This window comes from Streptomyces sp. NPDC049915, from assembly GCF_040656475.1.
Lineage (GTDB): Bacteria > Actinomycetota > Actinomycetes > Streptomycetales > Streptomycetaceae > Streptomyces.
This window is the reverse complement of the sequence record NZ_JBFAMH010000006.1, coordinates 74,526-92,526: the sequence shown is the minus strand read 5'-3', so window position 1 is coordinate 92,526 and position 18,001 is coordinate 74,526. Positions and strand designations below refer to the sequence as shown.

The window sequence follows — 18,001 nt, the reverse complement described above, 5'->3', positions numbered from 1 at the left end:
ACAGAGGCGTCGGCACGGGGCCGTCCGCACAGGGCTGTCGGCGCGGGGGGCCGGTAATGGGGGGCGCCCCCCGGGCTCCCAAGCTGCTTGCGCGGTAAGGCTTCATGCGGGACTGTTGTCGGAGGACATCTGTTTCCTGTCGTAGAGAGGTGGTGGGGTGCGCCGATGGCGTGCCCCCGCGTGTGTTCGATGCCAGCGGCACCCCCGCCCTTCCTGCCGGCGCCGTGGTCCATGGCGCCGCCGCCTGGGACCTGTCCCCCTTCCCGGTGATCGTCGCGGACCGCAACGGCTGTGTGGTGGAACTCAACGACGCCGCACGGCTGTTGTGGCCGCGGGCCGCTGCCGGTGATCGGTTGCGCAACATCGCGCCGTTCTGGCTGGCCGACGCGCACGTCCGACTTGCCGGTGAGGCCCGCGAGGGCGCGCTGCCGGTCCACGGGACCATCAGGGACCGCCACTTCGAGGCCCATCCGACCCTGCCGGACGACCGCCATGTGGTGTGGTGGCTCGTCGACGACACCGACCGGCGGATCGCCGAAACCGCGCTGGCCGGCGCCCGGCGCAGGTCCGCGCTGCTGTCCGACGTGGCCGGCCAGTTGCTGTCGACGCTGAACCTGACGCGCTGCATGGAGATGACGGCCCGGATGGCCACCGACCATCTCGCCGAGGCGGCCCTGCTCGTCGCTCCGCCGCAGGGTCACCGCCACTCGTTGACGTACGCGCACCGCGGCGGCCCGGTGACCCGGGTGACCGCGCAGGTCGACGTGGACCGCGTGCCCGGTCTTGCCGAGGCGCTGCAGGGGTTCCCTCCCGTCCCGGCGCGCTGGATCGACCCGGCCGTCCTGCCCGAGTGGGTGCATCCGCCGGACTTCACCGAACCGATCGGTTCCGTCATCGTCACCCCGCTGCCGGGACACGGCGTGCCCGCCGGTGCCCTGATCCTGCTGCGGTCCGGCCACGAACGCGCCTTCAGCGCGGACGAGGAGCTGTTCGCGCGCCTCCTCGCCGCCCGCGCCGGAGCCGCCCTGTCCGCCGCGCGTCTGTACACCGAACAGACCGCGATCACCACCACCTTGATGCGGGAGCTGCTGCCGCCGACCCTGCGGAGCGTGCACGGCGTGGATTACGCCGGCGCCTACCGCCCGGCGCGCGACAACGAGCGGATCAGCGGCGACTTCTACGACGTGCACCCCGGCGCCGATCCCGCCGAGGAGACGCTGGTGGTCCTCGGGGACGTGGCCGGCAAGGGCCTGGAAGCCGCGGTGCTGACCGGCAAGATCCGCAACACGCTGCACGCGCTGCTCCCGCTGGCCGCCGACCACGCGCGCATGCTGACGCTGCTCAACGGGGCGTTGTTGTCCTCCCATCACACCCGGTTCGCCACCCTGGTGCTGGCGTCGGTCCGCCGTCGGGGTGGCAAGGTGGATCTGCGGCTGACGAGTGCGGGCCACCTCGCCCCGCTGATCGTCCGCGGGGACGGCACCGTCGAAGAGGCCGACACGCACGGCTCGCTCATCGGGGCCCTGCCGACCGTCACCGCCGTCAGCGCCGAAGTGACGCTGCGACCCGGAGAGACCTGTGTGCTGTACACCGACGGGGTCAGCGAGGCCCGCGGTGGCCCGCTGGGGGACGAACTGTTCGGCGAAAGCCGGCTCAAGCGGGCCCTCGCCGAGTGCGCGGGCATGCCGGCGGAGGCCGTCGTCGAGCGGATCCAGTTGCTGACCGCGCAGTGGCTGGGACCGGGCAGCCATGACGACATCGCCACCGTCGCCATCAGCGCGCCGCGTACGGCGGAGCTGACGGTGGTGGGCGGTCAGGGCCGCGCGGGCTCGGCGGCTGTGCGGAGGACCGGGTGAGCGCTCCCCCGGTGACCGCGACGGACATCCTGGTGGAGGCGTTGTGGCAGGCCGTGGCGCAGGGCGACGAATACGCGGCCGTCCACCTCGCCCACCGGGCCCGGTGGGCGTCGAGTGGGCCGCAGACCGCCTGACCGTGGCGCAGGAACACGCGGCGACCGCCATCAACGAACGGGTCATCACCGCCCTGGTGCACGGCCGCCCCGGCGGGAGCCTCCGCGCGGGCACCCCCAAGGGCCGGATCACGGTCAGCTGCGTGGACGGCGAGTGGCACGCCCTGCCGGCCCGGCTGGTCGCCGAGGTACTGCGGTGGCGGGGCTGGCACGTGGACTACCTCGGCGCGCAGACACCCACCGCGCACCTGGTCTCACATCTGCACCACACCGGTTCGCAGGCGATGCTGCTGTCCGGTTCGCTGCCCACGCACCTGCCCACCGCACACGCCGCCGTCACCGCCTGCCAGGCCGTCGGCGTCCCGGTCATGGCGGGCGGCCGCGCCTTCGGACCGGACGGCCGCTACGCCCGCGCGCTGGGCGCCGACCGCTGGGCCGCGGACGCCCGCGCCGCGGCCGCCGTACTGGACGAGGGCCTGCCGCCGCCGGACACGGCGAGGACCCGCCAGGCCGTGGACGACCTGCCGCACCTGGCCGACCAGGAGTACACGTACGTCGTCCGGTCCCGCAGTCATCTGGTCAAGCAGGCGCTGACGGACCTGGAGGACCGCCGGCCGGCCCTGCGCCGCTACAGCGACGCACAGCGCGAGCGCACCGCGGAGGACCTGGCGCACATCGTCGGCTTCCTGGCCACCGCCCTCTACGTCGACGACGCGGACCTCTTCACCACGTTCCTCACCTGGACCGCCGACGTCCTTCAGGCCCGGCGGGTGCCCCCGCACTCCGTGGCCGTCGCACTCGACGTACTCGGCGGCCGGCTGCGTGACTTCCCCCGTGCCCTGCGCCTGCTCCGCGACGGGACGGCCGCCCTGGCCGACCGCGCCCTGCCCCCTGCCCCCTGCCCCCTGCCCCCTCAGCGACATATGACCCAGCTTCCGCCCACCGCCCTGCGCCTCACCGTCGCCGACCGAGCTCATGAGCTCACCGTCGACGTCGAGGGCGAGCTCTGTCTCGACACGGTGGACCGACTGGTCGACACCGTGTCCGAGAACCTGACCCGGCGTCCGGACGTGCGCGTGGTGCGCCTGAACTGCGCCCGGTTGTCCTGGATCGACTCCGCCGGCCTGTCGGCGCTGCTGATGGCGCATCGGCGCGTCAGCGCCGCCGGCTGCATCCTCCGCCTCGACGAACGTCCCGCCCTGCTCGAGCGCATGCTGCGCCAGACCGGCACGCTCGGCCATCTCACCGGCCTGCCGCTCCAGGACGACGACGCCGGGGGAGCCCATGCCACCTGACGTGTCTCCCCCCAGGCAACTCATCGCCGGGACGGGGTAGAAGAGGATCACAGGAGCAGACGGCATCAGCGCCGTCGCGCGAGCGGACCAGGGGCACGAGGACGACGGATGCAGTGGGACAACAGGGCGACCGTGAAGGTGACCTGCCATGACCGAGTCTTCGAGATCAGCGTGCGCGGCGAGGTCGACTACGACGAGGACGACCTCCTGCAGGCCGCCTGGGCCGAGGCCGAGGAGTCGGCACGCCGGGTGACCGTGGTGGATCTGTCCCGGGTCACGTTCGCCGACAGCGGGCTGCTCAACGCCCTCCTCGAGGCCTGGCAGCAGCACCGGGCCGACGGCCGTGAACTGATCCTGCTCGGCCCCTTCCACCCGTCCGTCGAGCGGCTGTTCACCCTCACCGGCACCCGGGACCACTTCACGGTCACCGACTCGCGCACCCGGGCCATGCGCGCGGACGGCGTCTGAGGCGGAACGGATCGCGCAGGCGTACGGACGGCCGCTGGGGGCATTCGGGAGATGCACCAACGATCCACGACTCACGGGTGAACCTCACCGGTGAACAGGGAGGGAGAAAGAAAGTGTCGTTCCTCTGGGCCATCGTCGCCGGCCTCATCATCGGTCTGCTGGCCAAGCTCGTCATTCCCGGCCGCCAGCCGATCCCGCTGTGGCTGACGGTCATCCTCGGTATCCTCGGCGGAGTCGCCGGCAACGCGCTCGCAAGCGCCATGGGTGTGCGGGACACGGGCGGTATCGACTGGATCCGCCACGTCCTGCAGATCGGCGTCGCCGCGGTCCTGATCGCCTTCGTCACCCCGCTGTGGGCCCGACGGCATGCATGAACCCGGGCGACCGGCCCCGTCGGCCCAAGGCCGCCGGGGCCGGCGCGGGGCCACCACAGCCTGCTGAAACAGAGGTGCCGGTTTCCGCGCGCAGGGCGTCGCGAGGCCGTCATGCTAGCGAAGGCCGGTGAGGCCCTCCTCCGGCGGGTCGGCGAGCGCGATGCGGGCGGTGACCCGCTTGCCGAGCGGTTCCCGCTGCACCTCGAACCCCTGCACGACCGCCATCACGATCTCCAGTCCGTGCTGTCCGACACGTCCCGGATCGGCGGCCCGGGCCACCGGCAGCGACGGATCGCTGTCCCATACGACCACCTCCACGAGGCCGCCGACGACACGCAGTTCCATCAGCACCGGTCCCGGAGCGTACTTGCGGGCGTTGGTGACCAACTCGCTCACCACCAGCCGGGTCACGTCCATCGCGCGGGCGGACACCGGCAGCCCGTACTCCCGCTGCACGCGGGCCAGGAAGCCGGCCGCATGACGGCGTGCCTCGGCGATACTCGCGCCGGCGCCGTCGAGCGCGACGATCTCCTGCATCGGCTCGCGGCCGGCCACACCTTCACCGCCAGGCGCAGAATCCACCGAGTCCATTCGTGTTCCCCCGTTCATGAGCCCACGTCTTCCCGCCGAAGGGCCGGACATGCCCGGCGGCCGCACCGGGGCTCGTCCGCCCTGCCGGCGGCGCCGGAAACCGGATGCAACGGTACGCCTGCGCGCGCCCACTGGTGCGCGACGGCCCCGAGGGCCGGCCTCACCCTGCCGGACACCTGACGGAGGCCCGCAGACCCGTCCGGAAACGCGCTCGTCCCGCACGCGGACGGCTTCCGCGTGCGGGACGGGCGCTGTGTGGCCGGGCGTCAGCCGGTCGTCAGGGCGGTGTCGTCCACGACGAAGCTGGTCTGCAGGGAGGAGTCCTCCACGCCGTTGAACTTCAGGGTGACCGTCTGGCCCGCCAGCGAGGACAGGTCGAAGGTCTTCTGCGCGTAGCCCGAGGCGGCGTTGACGTTCGAGTACGTCGCCAGGGTGGTCGAACCGGCGGTGACCGTCAGCTTGTCGTACGCGGTGCTGCCGGACTCGGCGGTGTCGATGTGCAGGTAGAAGGTGAGCGTGGCCTTGCAGCCGGCCGGGATCGTCACCGACTGGGACACGGTGTCGGTGTGCGAGGAGCCGTAGCCGTCGAGCCAGGCCTTGTAGGAACCGCCGTGGGCGGCCTCACCGGTGTCGTTGGTGATGACGCCGGTGGTCGAGGTCCAGCCGGTGCTGCCGGACTCGAAGCCCGGGTTGGCCAGCAGTTGCGAGGCGGAGCAGGTGCCGCCCGAGGAGCCGACGGTCCAGGTGAACGAGGTCGAGCCGGAGGCGCCGGTGGAGTCCTTGGCGGTGACGGTGACCTGGTAGGTGCCGGCGGTGGACGCCGTACCGGAGATCAGGCCGGTGGAGCTGTTGACGGACAGGCCCGTCGGCAGTCCGGACGCGCTGTAGGTGAGGGCAGCGCCAGCGCTGTCGGTGGCGTGGATCTGCAGGCTGACCGAGCCGCCGGTGGTGGTGGACTGGCTGCCGGGGTTGGTGACGGTCACCGTGTTGCCGGTGGAGGTGCCGGCGGTGAACGCGGCGGTGCCGTTCGGGGTGCCCCAGCCGGTCGGGCCGTCGTAGCCGGTGCCCGCGGTGCAGAAGTACGAGGTGGTGCAGGAGCCGTTGGAGCCGCTGGTCACGTCGTACAGGTTGCCGGTGTGCTGGTAGGGGTACTTCGCCGGGTAGTCGGTCGTGCCCGGGGTGCCCGCGAGGGCGTAGACGCCGGCGACGATCGGGGCGGAGGCGCTGGTCCCGCCGTAGACCGCCCAGCCGGAGCCGCCGTAGGTGTCGTAGACCGCGACGCCGGTGGCCGGGTCGGCGACGGCGGAGACGTCGGCCTCCATGCGCTTGGCGCAGCCGGTGTCGGTCTGCCAGCTCGGCTTGGGGTCGTAGGCCGAGCAGCCGGAGCCGGTGCCCTCGGTGGAGTTGGTGTGCCACACCGACTCGCTCCAGCCACGGGAGTTGGCGGCGGTGGTCAGCGCGGTGCCGCCGACGGCGGTCACGTACTGGGACGTTGCCGGGTACTCGGCGCCGTAGGCGGAGTCACCGGAGGAGACGGTGATGGCGACGCCGGGGTGCTTGAAGTACTGGGTGTCCTCGGTGGTCTGCGAGGAGGCCTCGGAACCGCCCCAGCTGTTGGAGACGACCTTGGCGCCGAGCGTGACGGCCTCGTTCTCGGCTATGCCGAGGTCGGTGTCGTTCGCGGAGTTGGCCTCGACCAGGATGATGCTGCAGTTCGGGCAGACCGCGCTGACCATGTCGAGGTCGAGGGCCTCTTCACCGGCCCAGCCGGTGTCGTTGGCCGGCAGTGACGTGGTGGAGCCGGTCTGGCTGACCTGCTTGAAGCAGCCGTTGGCCTTGGTGCAGGAGGACAGGCCGTAGGTGGAGCGGTAAGTCGCGAGGTCCGACTCGGCGTTGGGGTCGTTGTAGGCGTCGACGATGGCGACCGTCATGCCGGAACCGCCCGTGGTGGGCAGGTTGTAGGCGCTGTGCAGGTTCGCCGGCGACAGGCCCGAAGGGGTGGCGGCGGCGAGGGCCGAGGCGAGCCGCTGCTTGATGTCGGTGCGGCGCTGGGCGAAGCACGACGCGTGGCCGGGCTCGGCGGTGGCGCACAGGTGTGTGGTGGGCACCTTCTGGCCGGCGTTGCCGGTGGAGTGGTAGGTCTGCCGCTCGGGTGCGGTCAGCGCCTTGTGGTTCTGCGTGACCTTGGTGGTGTGCGGGGTGGGAGCGGCGACTTGGGCCGCCCCTGCCGTCGGCGCCGCGACGAGTCCGGTGACGGTGAGGGCGAGCGCGGGGAAGGCGACGGCGACGAGTCTTCGCAGACTGTGCAGGCGCCCGCTCGGGCGTGACTCACGCATGGGGTACTGCCTCCGATGTGAGGTGGGGTTCGCACTGGGTGGGCAGGCCCGTGACGCGCGCAGCGGCGGCAGAACAACGCAGTCATGAGCATGACACTCAGCGCCCCGCATGCTGGTTGAACATGGCATGACAGGGTGCGGGAGGAACATAAGTCCGCCGCGCGCGGACCGGCAGTACCGCAGGGAATTCTTTGCTCCTCCATAGGATGCGATTGGCACCGTCATTGGAGGGCACTGGGACGGGCTTGATTCACCTCACAGCCACACGTGAACCAGTCGTTCGCACTCAGCTCCCGGCCCGGTCGAGCGCCTCGTCCAGTGCCGTCGCCGCGGTGATCAGGGCGAGGTGGGTGAACGCCTGCCGGAAGCTGCCCAGTTGTTCACCGAGGGGGCCGATCCCCTCGGCGAAGAGGCCGACGTGGTTGGCGTAGGTGCTGCAGCCGGCCGGCGGCGCCTTTGCCGACGCGGACGGGCGCCGAGCCGCGGTAGGCGTCCCAGTGCGCGAGGGTCTCCTCGGCGAGGTGGGGGTCGCCGTCCACCCGGTACATGATCTGCGGGGGTTCACCGGCTGGAGGAGGGCGTCGGTGCCGGGGCCCGCGAAACGGGCGGCGCCCTCCTGGAGTTGCAGGCGGTGCCGCCCGCGGCCGTGGTCGAGGCGAGGGCGGCAGGTCAGACGGAACCGGATCCGTCCGCGCGGCACCCGCATCGCCCGGATGAACCGGTGCCGGGAGCTCGGGATCTGCGGGCGGTCCAGGGGCATGTGGTCGACAGCCTCGCCGACCCCTTCCGGGGTGAGGAAACCGGGTGACGAGGATCGCGGTGTCCGGGAAGTACAACTGGCGGGTGGTGACGTCCGGGCCCTCCACGGTGATCGCGAAGTGGCCGCCGCGGTCCTGGTCGAGGAGGGCCCCGAAGATGCCGGGCGAGTCGAAACGGGGAGCGCACAGCCGGTCGACCACGCCCTCGGAGGAGACCAGCGCGACGGTCTGGAGGTCTCCGACGAGGCCGTGGTCGGCGATGGGCGGGTAGCGTCGCGCGGTGCCCGGGTGTCAGCTCGTCGCTTCCCGGTGGCTGGCCAGCGCCCAGACGATGAAGACGTCGATCGCCATCACGACCAGGGACCAGACGGGCTGGTAGGGCAGAAACAGGAACTGCGCGATCAGGCTGAGCGAGGCCAGGAAGATGCCCGCGAAGCGCGCCCAGGCCATGCCTCTCAGCAGGCCTGCTCCCGTGAGGGCGGCGAGGGCTCCGATGACGATGTGGATGATGCCCCAGCCGGTCAGGTTGATCTCGTAGACGTAGGTGCCCACGCGGGCGTACACGTCGTCCTTCGAGACCGCCGCGATGCCCTGGAGGATGGCGAGGACGCCGCTGCACACCAGCATGACGGCGGCGAAGACGACTCCGCCCGCGGCCCAGCCGCCGCTCGTGCCGGCCGGCTGCGGCGGCCAGGGGCCGTCGGAACGGTTCGGCTGTGCGGCCTGGCTCATGGGGTTCCCTTCTCCTGCCCGGTGGCTCCCGTGGCGTCGCCGCCGGGAAACCGCCGTGACGTCGCCGAACGGAAGTTCTGTCAGCGCTACGAGCGTCCGGCCGCCGCAGCCGTACGGCCATGTGGGGTGGGCCGGGCGGGTGACGCGAGCCGGCGCCCGTCCGTCGGCGACCGCCGGCCGGATGCCGGGCCGCTTGAATGCGGCGCATGGCGCACCCGGGAACGCTGATCCCCACCACGACGGTCGCCGTGCCGACCGCACTGCCGGTCCTCGGCACGCGATCCCGGAGATGACGGTGCCGCAGCCGGCGCCCCGGTCCGCCGGGCGGTCGCTGCCGCGATCGCTGCTGCGTCAGGTGACGGCCGACCCGGGCCACCTTCCGGAACACCTCGCGCTGTTCGCGGTACGGCACCTGGGGCACGCCGCCGGCCGCCATACGGCACGCCTGCGCGAGCGGCGGCCCGACGCGCCGATCGCCGAGCTGCGCCGCCGGGTGGCCGCGCGGCGAGCGCACCGTCGTGGCGGAGGGAGCCTTCGTCGGCGGGCCCGTCCTGTTGCTGGTGCCGTTCGCGTTCTGCACCGCGCTGCTCGGCCAGGCCCGCACCGTACTGGAGCTGGCCGCATTGAGCGGCCGGGACGCCGTTTCCGAGGACCGGGCGGCCGACCTTCTCGTCCTGCAGGGCGGGTACGCCGACACCGGAAGGGCCGCCGAGGCGCTGGCGACCACGCGGCGCGCGCTCCGCGGCGACGGCCGCCCGGCCTCCCAGGGCACACGGGGCACCCGTCGCGCCGACCTGTGGCGCCTCACCCTGCGGATGGCCCGCCTGCTCGGCCTGCTCACGCCTGCCACGGCGACGAGCCGGCGCTCCCGCTACGCCCAGGTGGCCCGGATGGCCTTCCTCGGGCTGGTGGCGGGCATGGTGGCGCCCCTGGTGTGGGTGCCGTACATGGCGGTGTCGTACCGGTCCGCGACGCAGCGGCTGACCGAGCGTGCGGAGGCCTACTACTTCGGGCAGGCCGGCGGTGCCGCACCCGAGCGGTCACGGCTGGACCCGGCCGTGCTGCTCGCCGCGGGACGCGCGGTGCTGTCGCTGCTGCTCCCCATCGGGGTCACGGTCACCGTCCTCTTCGCCGACGTGCGGTTCGCGGGCAGCAGATGGGCCGCCGCCGGGTTCGCGGTGGCCGCCGGGTCCGTCGTGACGGGCGTGGTGTGGCTCGTCCACCACTACCACCGGGGCCAGGACGGCGACCTCGCCGACTGACCCGGCCGGCGAGCACGGCGAGCGCGGAAGGCTGGCCGGTCCGGTCTCACGGGATCTCCTGCTCGGCCCAGATGATCTTCCCCTCGGGTGTGTAGCGGGCTCCCCAGCGGTGGGCGAGCTGGGCCGCCAGGAACAGGCCTGACCGGGATGACGCCGTTCCATCCCATGCCGGCCCGGCAGCGCTCGGCGATCGCGGCGACGCGTGCGGAGTCGCCGGGCAGGGCGGCCAGCCGCGTGGCGGGCCGGCCGACGACCTCGGACACCGGGTAGCCGAGCAGCTGCTCGGCGGCGCGCGTCCAGGCGAGCACCACGCCGTGCCGGGACAGCGCGGCGGCCGCGTCGCTGGACGCGTCGAACAGGTCGCGCGCCCCCGCGGCCGCGGGTGGATCGGAGCCGTTTCGCGCAGGGTCCATGTCGTGCGTCCTTCGACACGATCAGGGGGGCCTTCTCGTCCACGTGAAGGATCATGATCCCGCTTGTCCGCTTACAGGACCATGGTGCTGCTTGTCCGCCGGATGCGCATGGCCGGCGGTGGGGCCAGCCCGCTCGGGGGGCCAGTCGGAAGCCTCACGGGGCTGTGTCGCCCTAGCCGGGGAGGCGAGGGAGCATGGAGGGGCCGGGTTCACAGCCGTACGGCGAGGACGGCGAAGGCCGGCGGGTGCTGCCGACCGGTACAGGAGGCGCAGGGATGACAGCCGAGACCTTCCCGCCCGACGGCGATCAGTACGGCACCGAGGCGCACCGGCAGACCAGCCTGCTGGATGTGCTGAGCGTGGCGGCGCTGGTGCTCGACGTCGAGGGACGCATCGTGTTCTGGACGCCGCAGGCGGAGGAATTGTTCGGCTACTCCGCGGCCGAGGCGCTGGGCAGACCGGCGGCCCGGCTGATCATCCATCCCGAGCATCTGCAAGGGGTCCTCAAACTGTTCGCGGAGGTTTTGGAGACGGGCCGGAGCTGGGCCGGCGCGTTCCCGATCCGGCACAAGGACGGCAGCACGCGGCTGATGGAGTTCCGCAACATGCGGCTGCTCGACGACCTCGGGGACGTCTACGCCCTGGGTCTCGCCGCCGACCACAGTCTGCTGCAGCGGGTCGAGACCGATCTGGCGCTGTGCGAACGGCTGATCAACCAGTCTCCGATCGGTCTCGCCATGCTGGACCCCGAACTGCGCTACCTCCTGGTCAACCCGGCGCTGCAGCGGCTCGACGGCGTTCCGGCCGAGGACCACATCGGCCGTCATCTGCGCGAGACGCTGCCCTTCCCCGACGTCGACAGCATCGAGTCCGCGCTGCGGCAGGTGCTCAGCACCGGCACACCGCTGCTCGACCAGTACCACGTGGGCCGGGCCCGCTCGTCCCCCGAGCACGAGCGCGCCTGGTCGGTGTCCTTCTACCGGCTGGAGGACCCGGGCGGGCGGGTGCTCGGCGCGGCCATGTCGGTAGTCGACGTCACCGAACGGCACCGGGTGGCGGCCGAGGCCGACCGGGCCCGGCGCAGGCTGGCCCTGATCGCGGACGCCTCCACCCGCGTCGGCACCTCGCTGGAGGTCGAGCAGACCGCGACCGAGCTGGCCGAGATCGCCAGCGGCGCGCTGGCCGACGTGGTCGCCGTCGACGTACTGGACTCCGCTCTGGCCTGCCGCCGGATGCGCGAGCCGGACAACGGTCCGGAGCTGTTCCGTGCCCTCGCTCTCAAGGCGGACCACCCCTCCGTGGCGCTGCGTGCCGCGGACGCCCCCGGCGACCTCGCAGCCTACGAGGGGGACCGCCTGGTCACCCTGTGCGTGCACACGGGCCGGCCGGTGCTCGTCCGGTACGTCGGTGAGGAGGATCTGCCGCGGATCGCCCGCGACGCCGAGGCCGCCGCGCTGCTGTCGCGTGCCGGGGTCCACTCCTATCTCGCCGTTCCGCTGATCGCCCACGGCGAGGTGCTCGGCGCGCTCGATCTCAAGCGCACCCGCAACCCGCTCTCCTTCGACGAGGACGACGTCATCCTGGCCGGCGAGCTGGCCGGCCGGGCCGCGATCGCCATCGACAACGCGCGCTGGTTCCAGAGCGTGCGCAACACGTCGCTGACCCTCCAGCGCAGCCTGCTGCCCGACCATCCGCCGCACCACACGGGTCTGGAGCTCGCCTCCCGGTACCAGCCGGCACAGGCGACCAGCGAGGTGGGCGGCGACTGGTACGACGTCATCAAGCTGAGCGGCGACAAGACCGCCCTGGTCGTCGGCGACGTCATGGGCAACGGCATCGACGCCGCCGCCACCATGGGGCGGTTGCGGACCGCGACCTGCGCGTACGCGGATCTGGACCTGCCCCCGGGCGAGGTGCTCCGGCACCTGGACAAGATCACCTGCGATCTCGAGCATTACATCGTGACCTGCGTCTTCATCGTGTACGACCCGCATACGAGGCAGTGCTCCATAGCCAACGCCGGCCACATGCCTCCCGCGCTGGCCCGTGCCGGCGAACCTGCGCGGCTGCTCGACGTGCCCCCCGGTGCCCCGCTCGGCATCGGCGGCGTCGTGTTCGAGACCACGACCGCCGAACTGCGCCCCGGGGACCTGCTGGTGCTCTACACCGACGGCCTGGTCGAAACGCGCCAGCACGCGATCGACGACCGTCTGAACGCCCTCCTCGGCTTCCTCGACGAACCCCAACGCCCCCTGGAGGAAACCTGCGACCTCCTCCTCTACGGCCTGCGCCAGCCCGACGACCACGACGACGTCGCCCTCCTGGTGGCACGGGCGCTGTAGTCCGACCGGCGCCGGGCGCCGTCAAGTGGCCGGTGTCGCCTGCGCCTTCGCGGTCATCTCCGCCAACTGCTTGATCTTGCGGCGTACGACGTACAGCGGGATCACTCCGAAGACGCCGAACGACATGTCGATCAGCGACCACCAGAAGGGGATTCCGCGCAGCGGGCCGCAGATCAGGGCCAGCGGGATGATGCCGGCGCAGGCGATCATCCCGAACTCGACGACCCAGATGTTGCGGACGGGGTCGCGGTAGGGGCCGTAGAAGGCCACCGCGATGACCAGGTGGGCGAAGGCCAGCCAGTCGGTGCCGTAGAGGAGGAAGGGGTGGCGGGCGTCGGTGGCGTCCAGGCCGTCGCGCACCCGCTCGATCCACCGCATCAGACCCGGCAGATGGTCCGGCACGGACAGCGCCCGCAGCACCGACTCGGTCCAGTGCAGTTCGTGCACCAGGGGGAAGGCCGTGGCACCGCTGAGCACCAGGCAGACGACGAAGAGGACCAGCCAGGCGCGAACGCCCTTCAGCAGGGCGGCTCTGCCGCTCACATCGCTCATGGCGGCAGCATACGCCCGGAATTGAACATGTTCAAAAATCTCTGCTGCGCGGATCTGCCGCCCGGTTGATGGCCGTCTCCACCGCCGCGATCCGGTCCGCGAGCAGGCCCAGCGCGGCGATCGCGCGCACCAGCGGCTCGTCGCCGGGGCCGCCGAGGGTGCGCGTCCGGACGTAGGCCTTCTTGACCTCCGCCCAGCGGGCGGCCTGCTCCGCCGTCCGGTTGCCGCGCAGTTCCGCCAGTTTCAGCAGGTTGGCCTCCGCCTCCGTGGTCAGGGTCTGGGCCTCGGCGCTGAAGTGGTCGTCGAGCAGGGCGTCGACCTCCGCGGCGTTCATCACCGGCCGCACCCGCTGGGCGATCTTGTTCATCGTGCGGTACGAGCCCTGGAGGCGGAACGGCGGTTCGGTCCGCGTCGTGTCGGACTGCGCCGCGGAGGCGATGTAGGCGGCGTTGACGGCGAGTACCGTCTCGCGCACTCGCAGCAGGTGGCGCAGCACGGCGACGATCTCCTGCGTCTCGGCGGGCGCGTAGGGGTGGACGAGCCGGTCGGCTCGCGCGGTGGGGTCGTTCTCCGCCAGCCGGACGAGCAGTTCGAGGTCGGCGCGGTCGCGCCCGGCGAGCGGGGCGAGCACGGGGTTCGCGGTGAGGGAGTTCTCCAGGAAGCTGAGCGCGAAGACGTCCTGCTTGCCCGTGAGGACGTCACCGAGGTTCCACACGTCGGCGCGGCTGGCGAGCATGTCCGGGATCCGGAAGCGGGCGCCGGACTCCGTGTACGAGTTCCCGGCCATGCAGACGGCGAAGCGCTTGCCGCGCAGGTCGAACGTGTGCGGCCGGCCGTCCCGCACGCCGTCCATGCGGCGGGTGGTGTCGCACAGAGGGATGAACTTCTGCAGCAGTTCCGGGGACGTGTGCTGGATGTCGTCGAGGTACAGGAGCGTGTTGTTGCCCGCCGCCAGTGCGAAGTTGATTTTCTCGATCTCCTGGCGCGCACCGGCGTTCGGCGCCTCGGCGGGGTCGAGGGAGGTGACGGCGTGGCCGAGCGCGGGGCCGCTGACCTTCAACGTCATCAGGCCGAGCCGGTCGGCGACGTACTCCATCAACGTCGTCTTGCCGTAGCCGGGCGGGGACAGCAGCAGCATCAGGCCACCGGTGTCGGTGCGCCGTGTCTCGCCGACGGTTCCGAGTTGCCGGGCGAGGCTGTCACCGACGAGCGGCAGATACACCTCGTCGATGAGGCGGTTGCGCACGAAGGCGGCCAGGGATCGGGGCCGGTGCTCGTCGAGCCGCAGCCGGGCCCGCTCGGCCTGCACCAGGGCGGTGCGCCTGCGCTGGTACGCGCGGTGGGCCGGGACGTCCTCGGTGGCGAACCGCCGTGTGCGGGCGAGGAATTCGTCGAGCCGCAGCGGGAGCCGGCCGCTCCGGATGCGCGGGTGTGTGCCGAGCAGACCGTCGACGGCCGTCTGCACAGCAGCGTCCGACGTGTGGCGCGTCAGCTGCGGGCACAGCTGTGCCGCCACCGCCTCGGAAAGGTCCCCGGAGCCGATGTCCTCCCCGGTGGCGGAGGTGTACGCCGACAGCCAGGCGTGGGCGAGCTGACGGCGGGCGGCCAGGTCGTCAAGGGCGGCGAGGTCGTCGTCGTAGGCCGAACTGCCCACCGCGCGGCGGAACTTGTCCAGCAGGGTCCGGGTCGCGGCGCTGAGGACGAAGCCGTCGGGGCCGGTGGTCAGTTCCTCGAAGAGGTACGCGGCCGCCGCTTCGGAGTCGCTCGCGCCGGACCGGGCGGCGATCGCGGTCCCCAGTTCCCCGCGCAGGTCGGCGATCGCCGAGGTGGGGCCGAAGGCCGTTCGGGCGCGGGCCAGGGAGACCGCGCGGCGGGTCCAGGCCGTCCGCTCCTCGGCCGTCGTGCCGTGCGCCCAGAACAGCTGGGCGGCGGCGCGCGCGGCGCTCTCGTACCGCAGCATCCCCGCCTGCTCGTACAAGGGGAGCAGGGCGGTGAGGATCGCCGTCGCGTCATGGTCGTGGATGCCGCGCTCGTACCCCTCGTCGTAGGCCTCCTGAGCGGCCGTGCGCACCAGGGCGGGCAGGTCGGCGGCGGCGAGGGCGGCCGGGCCGTGGGCGCGCAGCAGGCGGGCGGCGAGGTGTTCGGCCCGGTAGACGCCGGGCGACTCGGACGGCAGGTGCCGGTCCCAGTGGGGGCGGGTGGCGGCGAAGTCCGGGTCGGTGACGGGTGCGCGGTAGTCGGTGCCGGTGAGGGCGAAGGCGAGGCCGTCGCCGTGCGGGACCAGGGTGAGGTCGAGGGGCTGGGTGGTGACGGCGAAGCGGTGTGCGCCGAGGCGAAGGGTGCGGCCGTCGTCGGCGTACAGGTCGGTGCGGTCGCGCACCGCGCGGGCCGCCTCCTGGCGGGCGGCCTTCAGCCGGCCCTCCAGTTCCTCCGCCCGGACGGGGTCGCCGAGTTCGCGCAGCTCGTCGATGGTACGGCGGACCCGGCCGGCCATCGGGTCGGAGGCGAAGTAGGTGCTGACCGCGTCGGTGTCGGCGAGCGCGGCCGTGCGCCGGGCGATCGTCGCGAGGACGCGGTCGGCGGAGGCCGCCAGCTGTTCGGCGCGGCGGGCGCGGGCGTCCAGCAGGGCCTGTTTGCGGGCGGAGAACGCCTCGTGGATCTCGGCGCGCTTGCCGGCGAGGTCCCTGAGGAGGTCGTCGAAGCCGGCGAAGCGGGACTCCAGGGTCTCCAGCCGGGTCAGGACGAACGCCAGCCGCGTGTCGCACTCCTCGGGGCTCTCCCCCGCCGCGAGGGCGCCGGTCACGGTCTGGCCGAGCAGGGTCAGCTCGGCGGCGAACTCGGCGCGTCCCTCGCTGTCCCGCAGGGTGCGGCAGCGGCCGTCGAGCAGGGCGCGGGCGCGGTTGACGCCACCGAGGATCTCCCCGATGTGCCGGAGCACGGCGGTGCGTACCGTGGCGTCGCCGATGTCGAGGCCCGAGACCACCTCGGTGACCGCGTGGAGCCGGTCCGCGAGGCTGTCGAGACGGTCCCGGACGGGCGTCGCCTGCGCCAGGCCGTCGATCGACTCGGCGTCGGCGGCGAGCCGTTCCACGTCGGCGCGGTAGCCGGCGAAGGCGCCCTCGCGGGCCAGATGGGCGACGGCACGGTGGGCGAAGGAGCCGAGGTCGGACTGCGCCGCAGCGGCCAGTTCGTCGATGCGGGCGGTGTCCGCGTACCGCAGGTCCTTGAGCGTCAGCAGGTGTCCGTGCGCCTGCCGCAGTTCCGTCAGCCCGTCCACCCAGGCGACCGCGTCGCGGGGTGTCTCGCCGCGCAGCCTGCGCACGACCGCCGCGACCCGGCCGGCGGCCTCGTCGAGCGCGTCGGCGGCCTGCCGGGTCAGCGTCTGCACGGTGACGAACTCGGCCAGCACCTGTTCGGCGGTGGCGCGGACCGCCTCCAGCGGGGCGCGCAGATCGCCGAGGCCGGCCTCGCCCAGCCAGTGATGTGTGTCGGCCAGCCGGACACAGTCCGCGACCAGCGCCTCGTACACCGCGCTCGTCGGGGTGGTCTCGGCGACCGCGCGGGTCAGCGACAGACAGCCGGAGACCGCGCGCACGAGATCGGCGTTGCCCACCCGGGCCAGCGGCCCCTCCCCCACCGGGCGCCCGGCGGCGTACGTGTCGGAGACGTACGGCGAGGCCCACATCTGGAGGGGGTGCACATGCGCCGGTTCGTCACCGTCCGCACGCAGCACCGTCAGCGTGCCGTCGCCGAACAGGGTCCAGCCGCGGCAGGTGAGCGGGGCGGCCATCTCCTTGCGGATGGTGTTGTACGACAGCAGCAGGCTGCGCCCCTCGGCACGCGCGTGGAACGCGTACAGCACGTCCTCTCCGTACGGCGAGCGCACCTCGCGCTCGAACTCCAGGCCTGTCGTGTCGAGTTCGAAGGTCTTGTGGGCGCCGGTGGCCAGACAGTAGCCGCCGGGGAAGACGATGCCCTGGTCGTCGGGCAGACGGCGGCAGGCCTGTCCGATGCCGTCGAGACGGACGACCTCGCGGGTGAGGGTGTTGACGACCAGATGGCGGTGCCCGTCCTCCTTGTAGGGGCGGATGCGCAGCAGGAGCAGCGCGCCCACGCGCGCGTACGCGACGGTGGCGTCGGCGAGCGACTGCAGCGGCTCGTCCACCGGCTCACGCAGCAGCTCCTGACCCGCCTCGCTGCCGACGGTGAGGAAGCCGCCGACGGTGGTGACGAGGAGGCCGCCGGGCACCCGGATGTGCGGACGGCTGCCGAGGACGTGGTCCTCCCGGGTGGTCTGCGTCCAGACGACGTCGTGAGCGGGCGGCAGTACGTCGTCGCGTTCGCCGCGTGCGTCGAGGAAGGACACCCGCCCGTCGTCGCCGGCCGTCCAGCGCAGCACCCGGATGTCGCCGGTCTTCTCACCGGTCTGGAAGACGGCCAGCAGCCTGCCGTCGAGCCGGCGCAGCGTCAGCAGCCGCGCCTGCCGGTAGTAGCGGAACAGGGCCGTGAGTTCCCGTACGGCGCCGGGGTCGTCGAGCAGGCCGGGCACCTGGTCGGCGGGAATCCGGTTCAGCTCGCGGTCGTACAGCGCGAAGACGTCCTGTGCGCGCTCCTGGCCGGCGCCGCCGTCGTAGCCGACGAGCAAGCGGTCACCGACGGACACGAGGTCGCGGGGCACGACGGTGCGTTCGGTGCGCAGGTGCCGGGTGCGGGTCAGCTCCAGCCGTACCGAGCCGAACTCCTCGCTGCGGCGGACGTTCAACGCCTCGGCGCGGCGGGCGAGTTCGGCGGCCTGGGAGGTGAGCCGGTCCCGCAGGACCTCGTAGGTGCCGGCGTCGAGGGCGTCGTACGTCTGGGTGTCCAGGCGGGTTGCCACGGATCACGGTCCCTTTCGCGAAGGTGGCGGTGC

12 protein-coding genes and 2 pseudogenes are annotated in these 18,001 nt (G+C 72.5%); 7 read left to right on the top strand and 7 right to left on the bottom strand.

Translation table 11 applies throughout. From position 1 onward, the window contains the following. The first annotated feature begins 266 nt into the window (after nt 1-266). The 5 genes and pseudogenes from AB0J12_RS12515 to AB0J12_RS12495 all read left to right on the top strand — a co-directional run bounded on the left by AB0J12_RS12515 (nt 267) and on the right by AB0J12_RS12495 (nt 4,106). Nucleotides 267-1,856: a PP2C family protein-serine/threonine phosphatase gene (locus AB0J12_RS12515; RefSeq protein WP_363264570.1), complete on the top strand. Its 1,590-nt coding sequence runs from the start codon at nt 267-269 to the stop codon at nt 1,854-1,856. Continuing rightward, nucleotides 1,853-2,841: pseudogene (locus tag AB0J12_RS12510) on the top strand (cobalamin B12-binding domain-containing protein); the annotation flags it as partial. The gene AB0J12_RS12515 and the pseudogene AB0J12_RS12510, both read left to right, overlap by 4 nt. Nucleotides 2,842-2,892: 51 nt before the next feature. Continuing rightward, nucleotides 2,893-3,264 (top strand): STAS domain-containing protein, encoded by a 372-nt coding sequence (locus AB0J12_RS12505; protein WP_363264569.1) that lies wholly within the window; start codon nt 2,893-2,895, stop codon nt 3,262-3,264. Between the two features lie 108 nt (nt 3,265-3,372). Then, nucleotides 3,373-3,732: an STAS domain-containing protein gene (locus tag AB0J12_RS12500; RefSeq protein WP_363264251.1), complete on the top strand. Its 360-nt coding sequence runs from the start codon at nt 3,373-3,375 to the stop codon at nt 3,730-3,732. A gap of 113 nt (nt 3,733-3,845) precedes the next feature. Continuing rightward, nucleotides 3,846-4,106 (top strand): GlsB/YeaQ/YmgE family stress response membrane protein, encoded by a 261-nt coding sequence (locus AB0J12_RS12495; protein ID WP_363264250.1) that lies wholly within the window; start codon nt 3,846-3,848, stop codon nt 4,104-4,106. A 114-nt stretch (nt 4,107-4,220) separates the two neighbouring features. On the opposite strand, the gene AB0J12_RS12490 is transcribed toward AB0J12_RS12495, so the two are convergent. From AB0J12_RS12490 to AB0J12_RS12475, 4 genes and pseudogenes are all read right to left on the bottom strand, one after another. Next, nucleotides 4,221-4,643, bottom strand: a complete 423-nt coding sequence (locus tag AB0J12_RS12490) for an ATP-binding protein (RefSeq protein ID WP_363264568.1) — start codon at nt 4,641-4,643, stop codon at nt 4,221-4,223. A gap of 320 nt (nt 4,644-4,963) precedes the next feature. Further along, a complete protein-coding gene (locus AB0J12_RS12485) occupies nt 4,964-7,033 on the bottom strand; it encodes a putative Ig domain-containing protein (protein WP_363264249.1) in 2,070 nt (689 codons plus the stop codon). A 619-nt stretch (nt 7,034-7,652) separates the two neighbouring features. Beyond that, nucleotides 7,653-8,052: pseudogene (locus tag AB0J12_RS12480) on the bottom strand (trehalase-like domain-containing protein); the annotation flags it as partial. Between the two features lie 30 nt (nt 8,053-8,082). After that, entirely contained in the window at nt 8,083-8,523 is a 441-nt protein-coding gene (locus tag AB0J12_RS12475) for a hypothetical protein (RefSeq protein ID WP_363264248.1), read from the bottom strand. A gap of 518 nt (nt 8,524-9,041) precedes the next feature. Here AB0J12_RS12475 and AB0J12_RS12470 point away from each other — a divergent pair. After that, nucleotides 9,042-9,785: a hypothetical protein gene (locus AB0J12_RS12470; protein WP_363264247.1), complete on the top strand. Its 744-nt coding sequence runs from the start codon at nt 9,042-9,044 to the stop codon at nt 9,783-9,785. Here AB0J12_RS12470 and AB0J12_RS12465 read toward each other — a convergent pair. Continuing rightward, nucleotides 9,749-10,198, bottom strand: coding sequence for a PAS domain S-box protein (locus AB0J12_RS12465; protein WP_363264246.1), 450 nt, complete (start codon nt 10,196-10,198; stop codon nt 9,749-9,751). The genes AB0J12_RS12470 and AB0J12_RS12465 overlap by 37 nt on opposite strands. Nucleotides 10,199-10,473: 275 nt before the next feature. On the opposite strand from AB0J12_RS12465, the gene AB0J12_RS12460 reads away from it, so the two are divergent. Then, nucleotides 10,474-12,540, top strand: coding sequence for a SpoIIE family protein phosphatase (locus tag AB0J12_RS12460; RefSeq protein WP_363264245.1), 2,067 nt, complete (start codon nt 10,474-10,476; stop codon nt 12,538-12,540). Between the two features lie 21 nt (nt 12,541-12,561). On the opposite strand, the gene AB0J12_RS12455 is transcribed toward AB0J12_RS12460, so the two are convergent. Next, entirely contained in the window at nt 12,562-13,083 is a 522-nt protein-coding gene (locus AB0J12_RS12455; protein ID WP_363264567.1) for a hypothetical protein, read from the bottom strand. A gap of 40 nt (nt 13,084-13,123) precedes the next feature. After that, nucleotides 13,124-17,968: a DNA repair ATPase gene (locus AB0J12_RS12450; RefSeq protein WP_363264244.1), complete on the bottom strand. Its 4,845-nt coding sequence runs from the start codon at nt 17,966-17,968 to the stop codon at nt 13,124-13,126. Between the last annotated feature and the right edge of the window lie 33 nt (nt 17,969-18,001).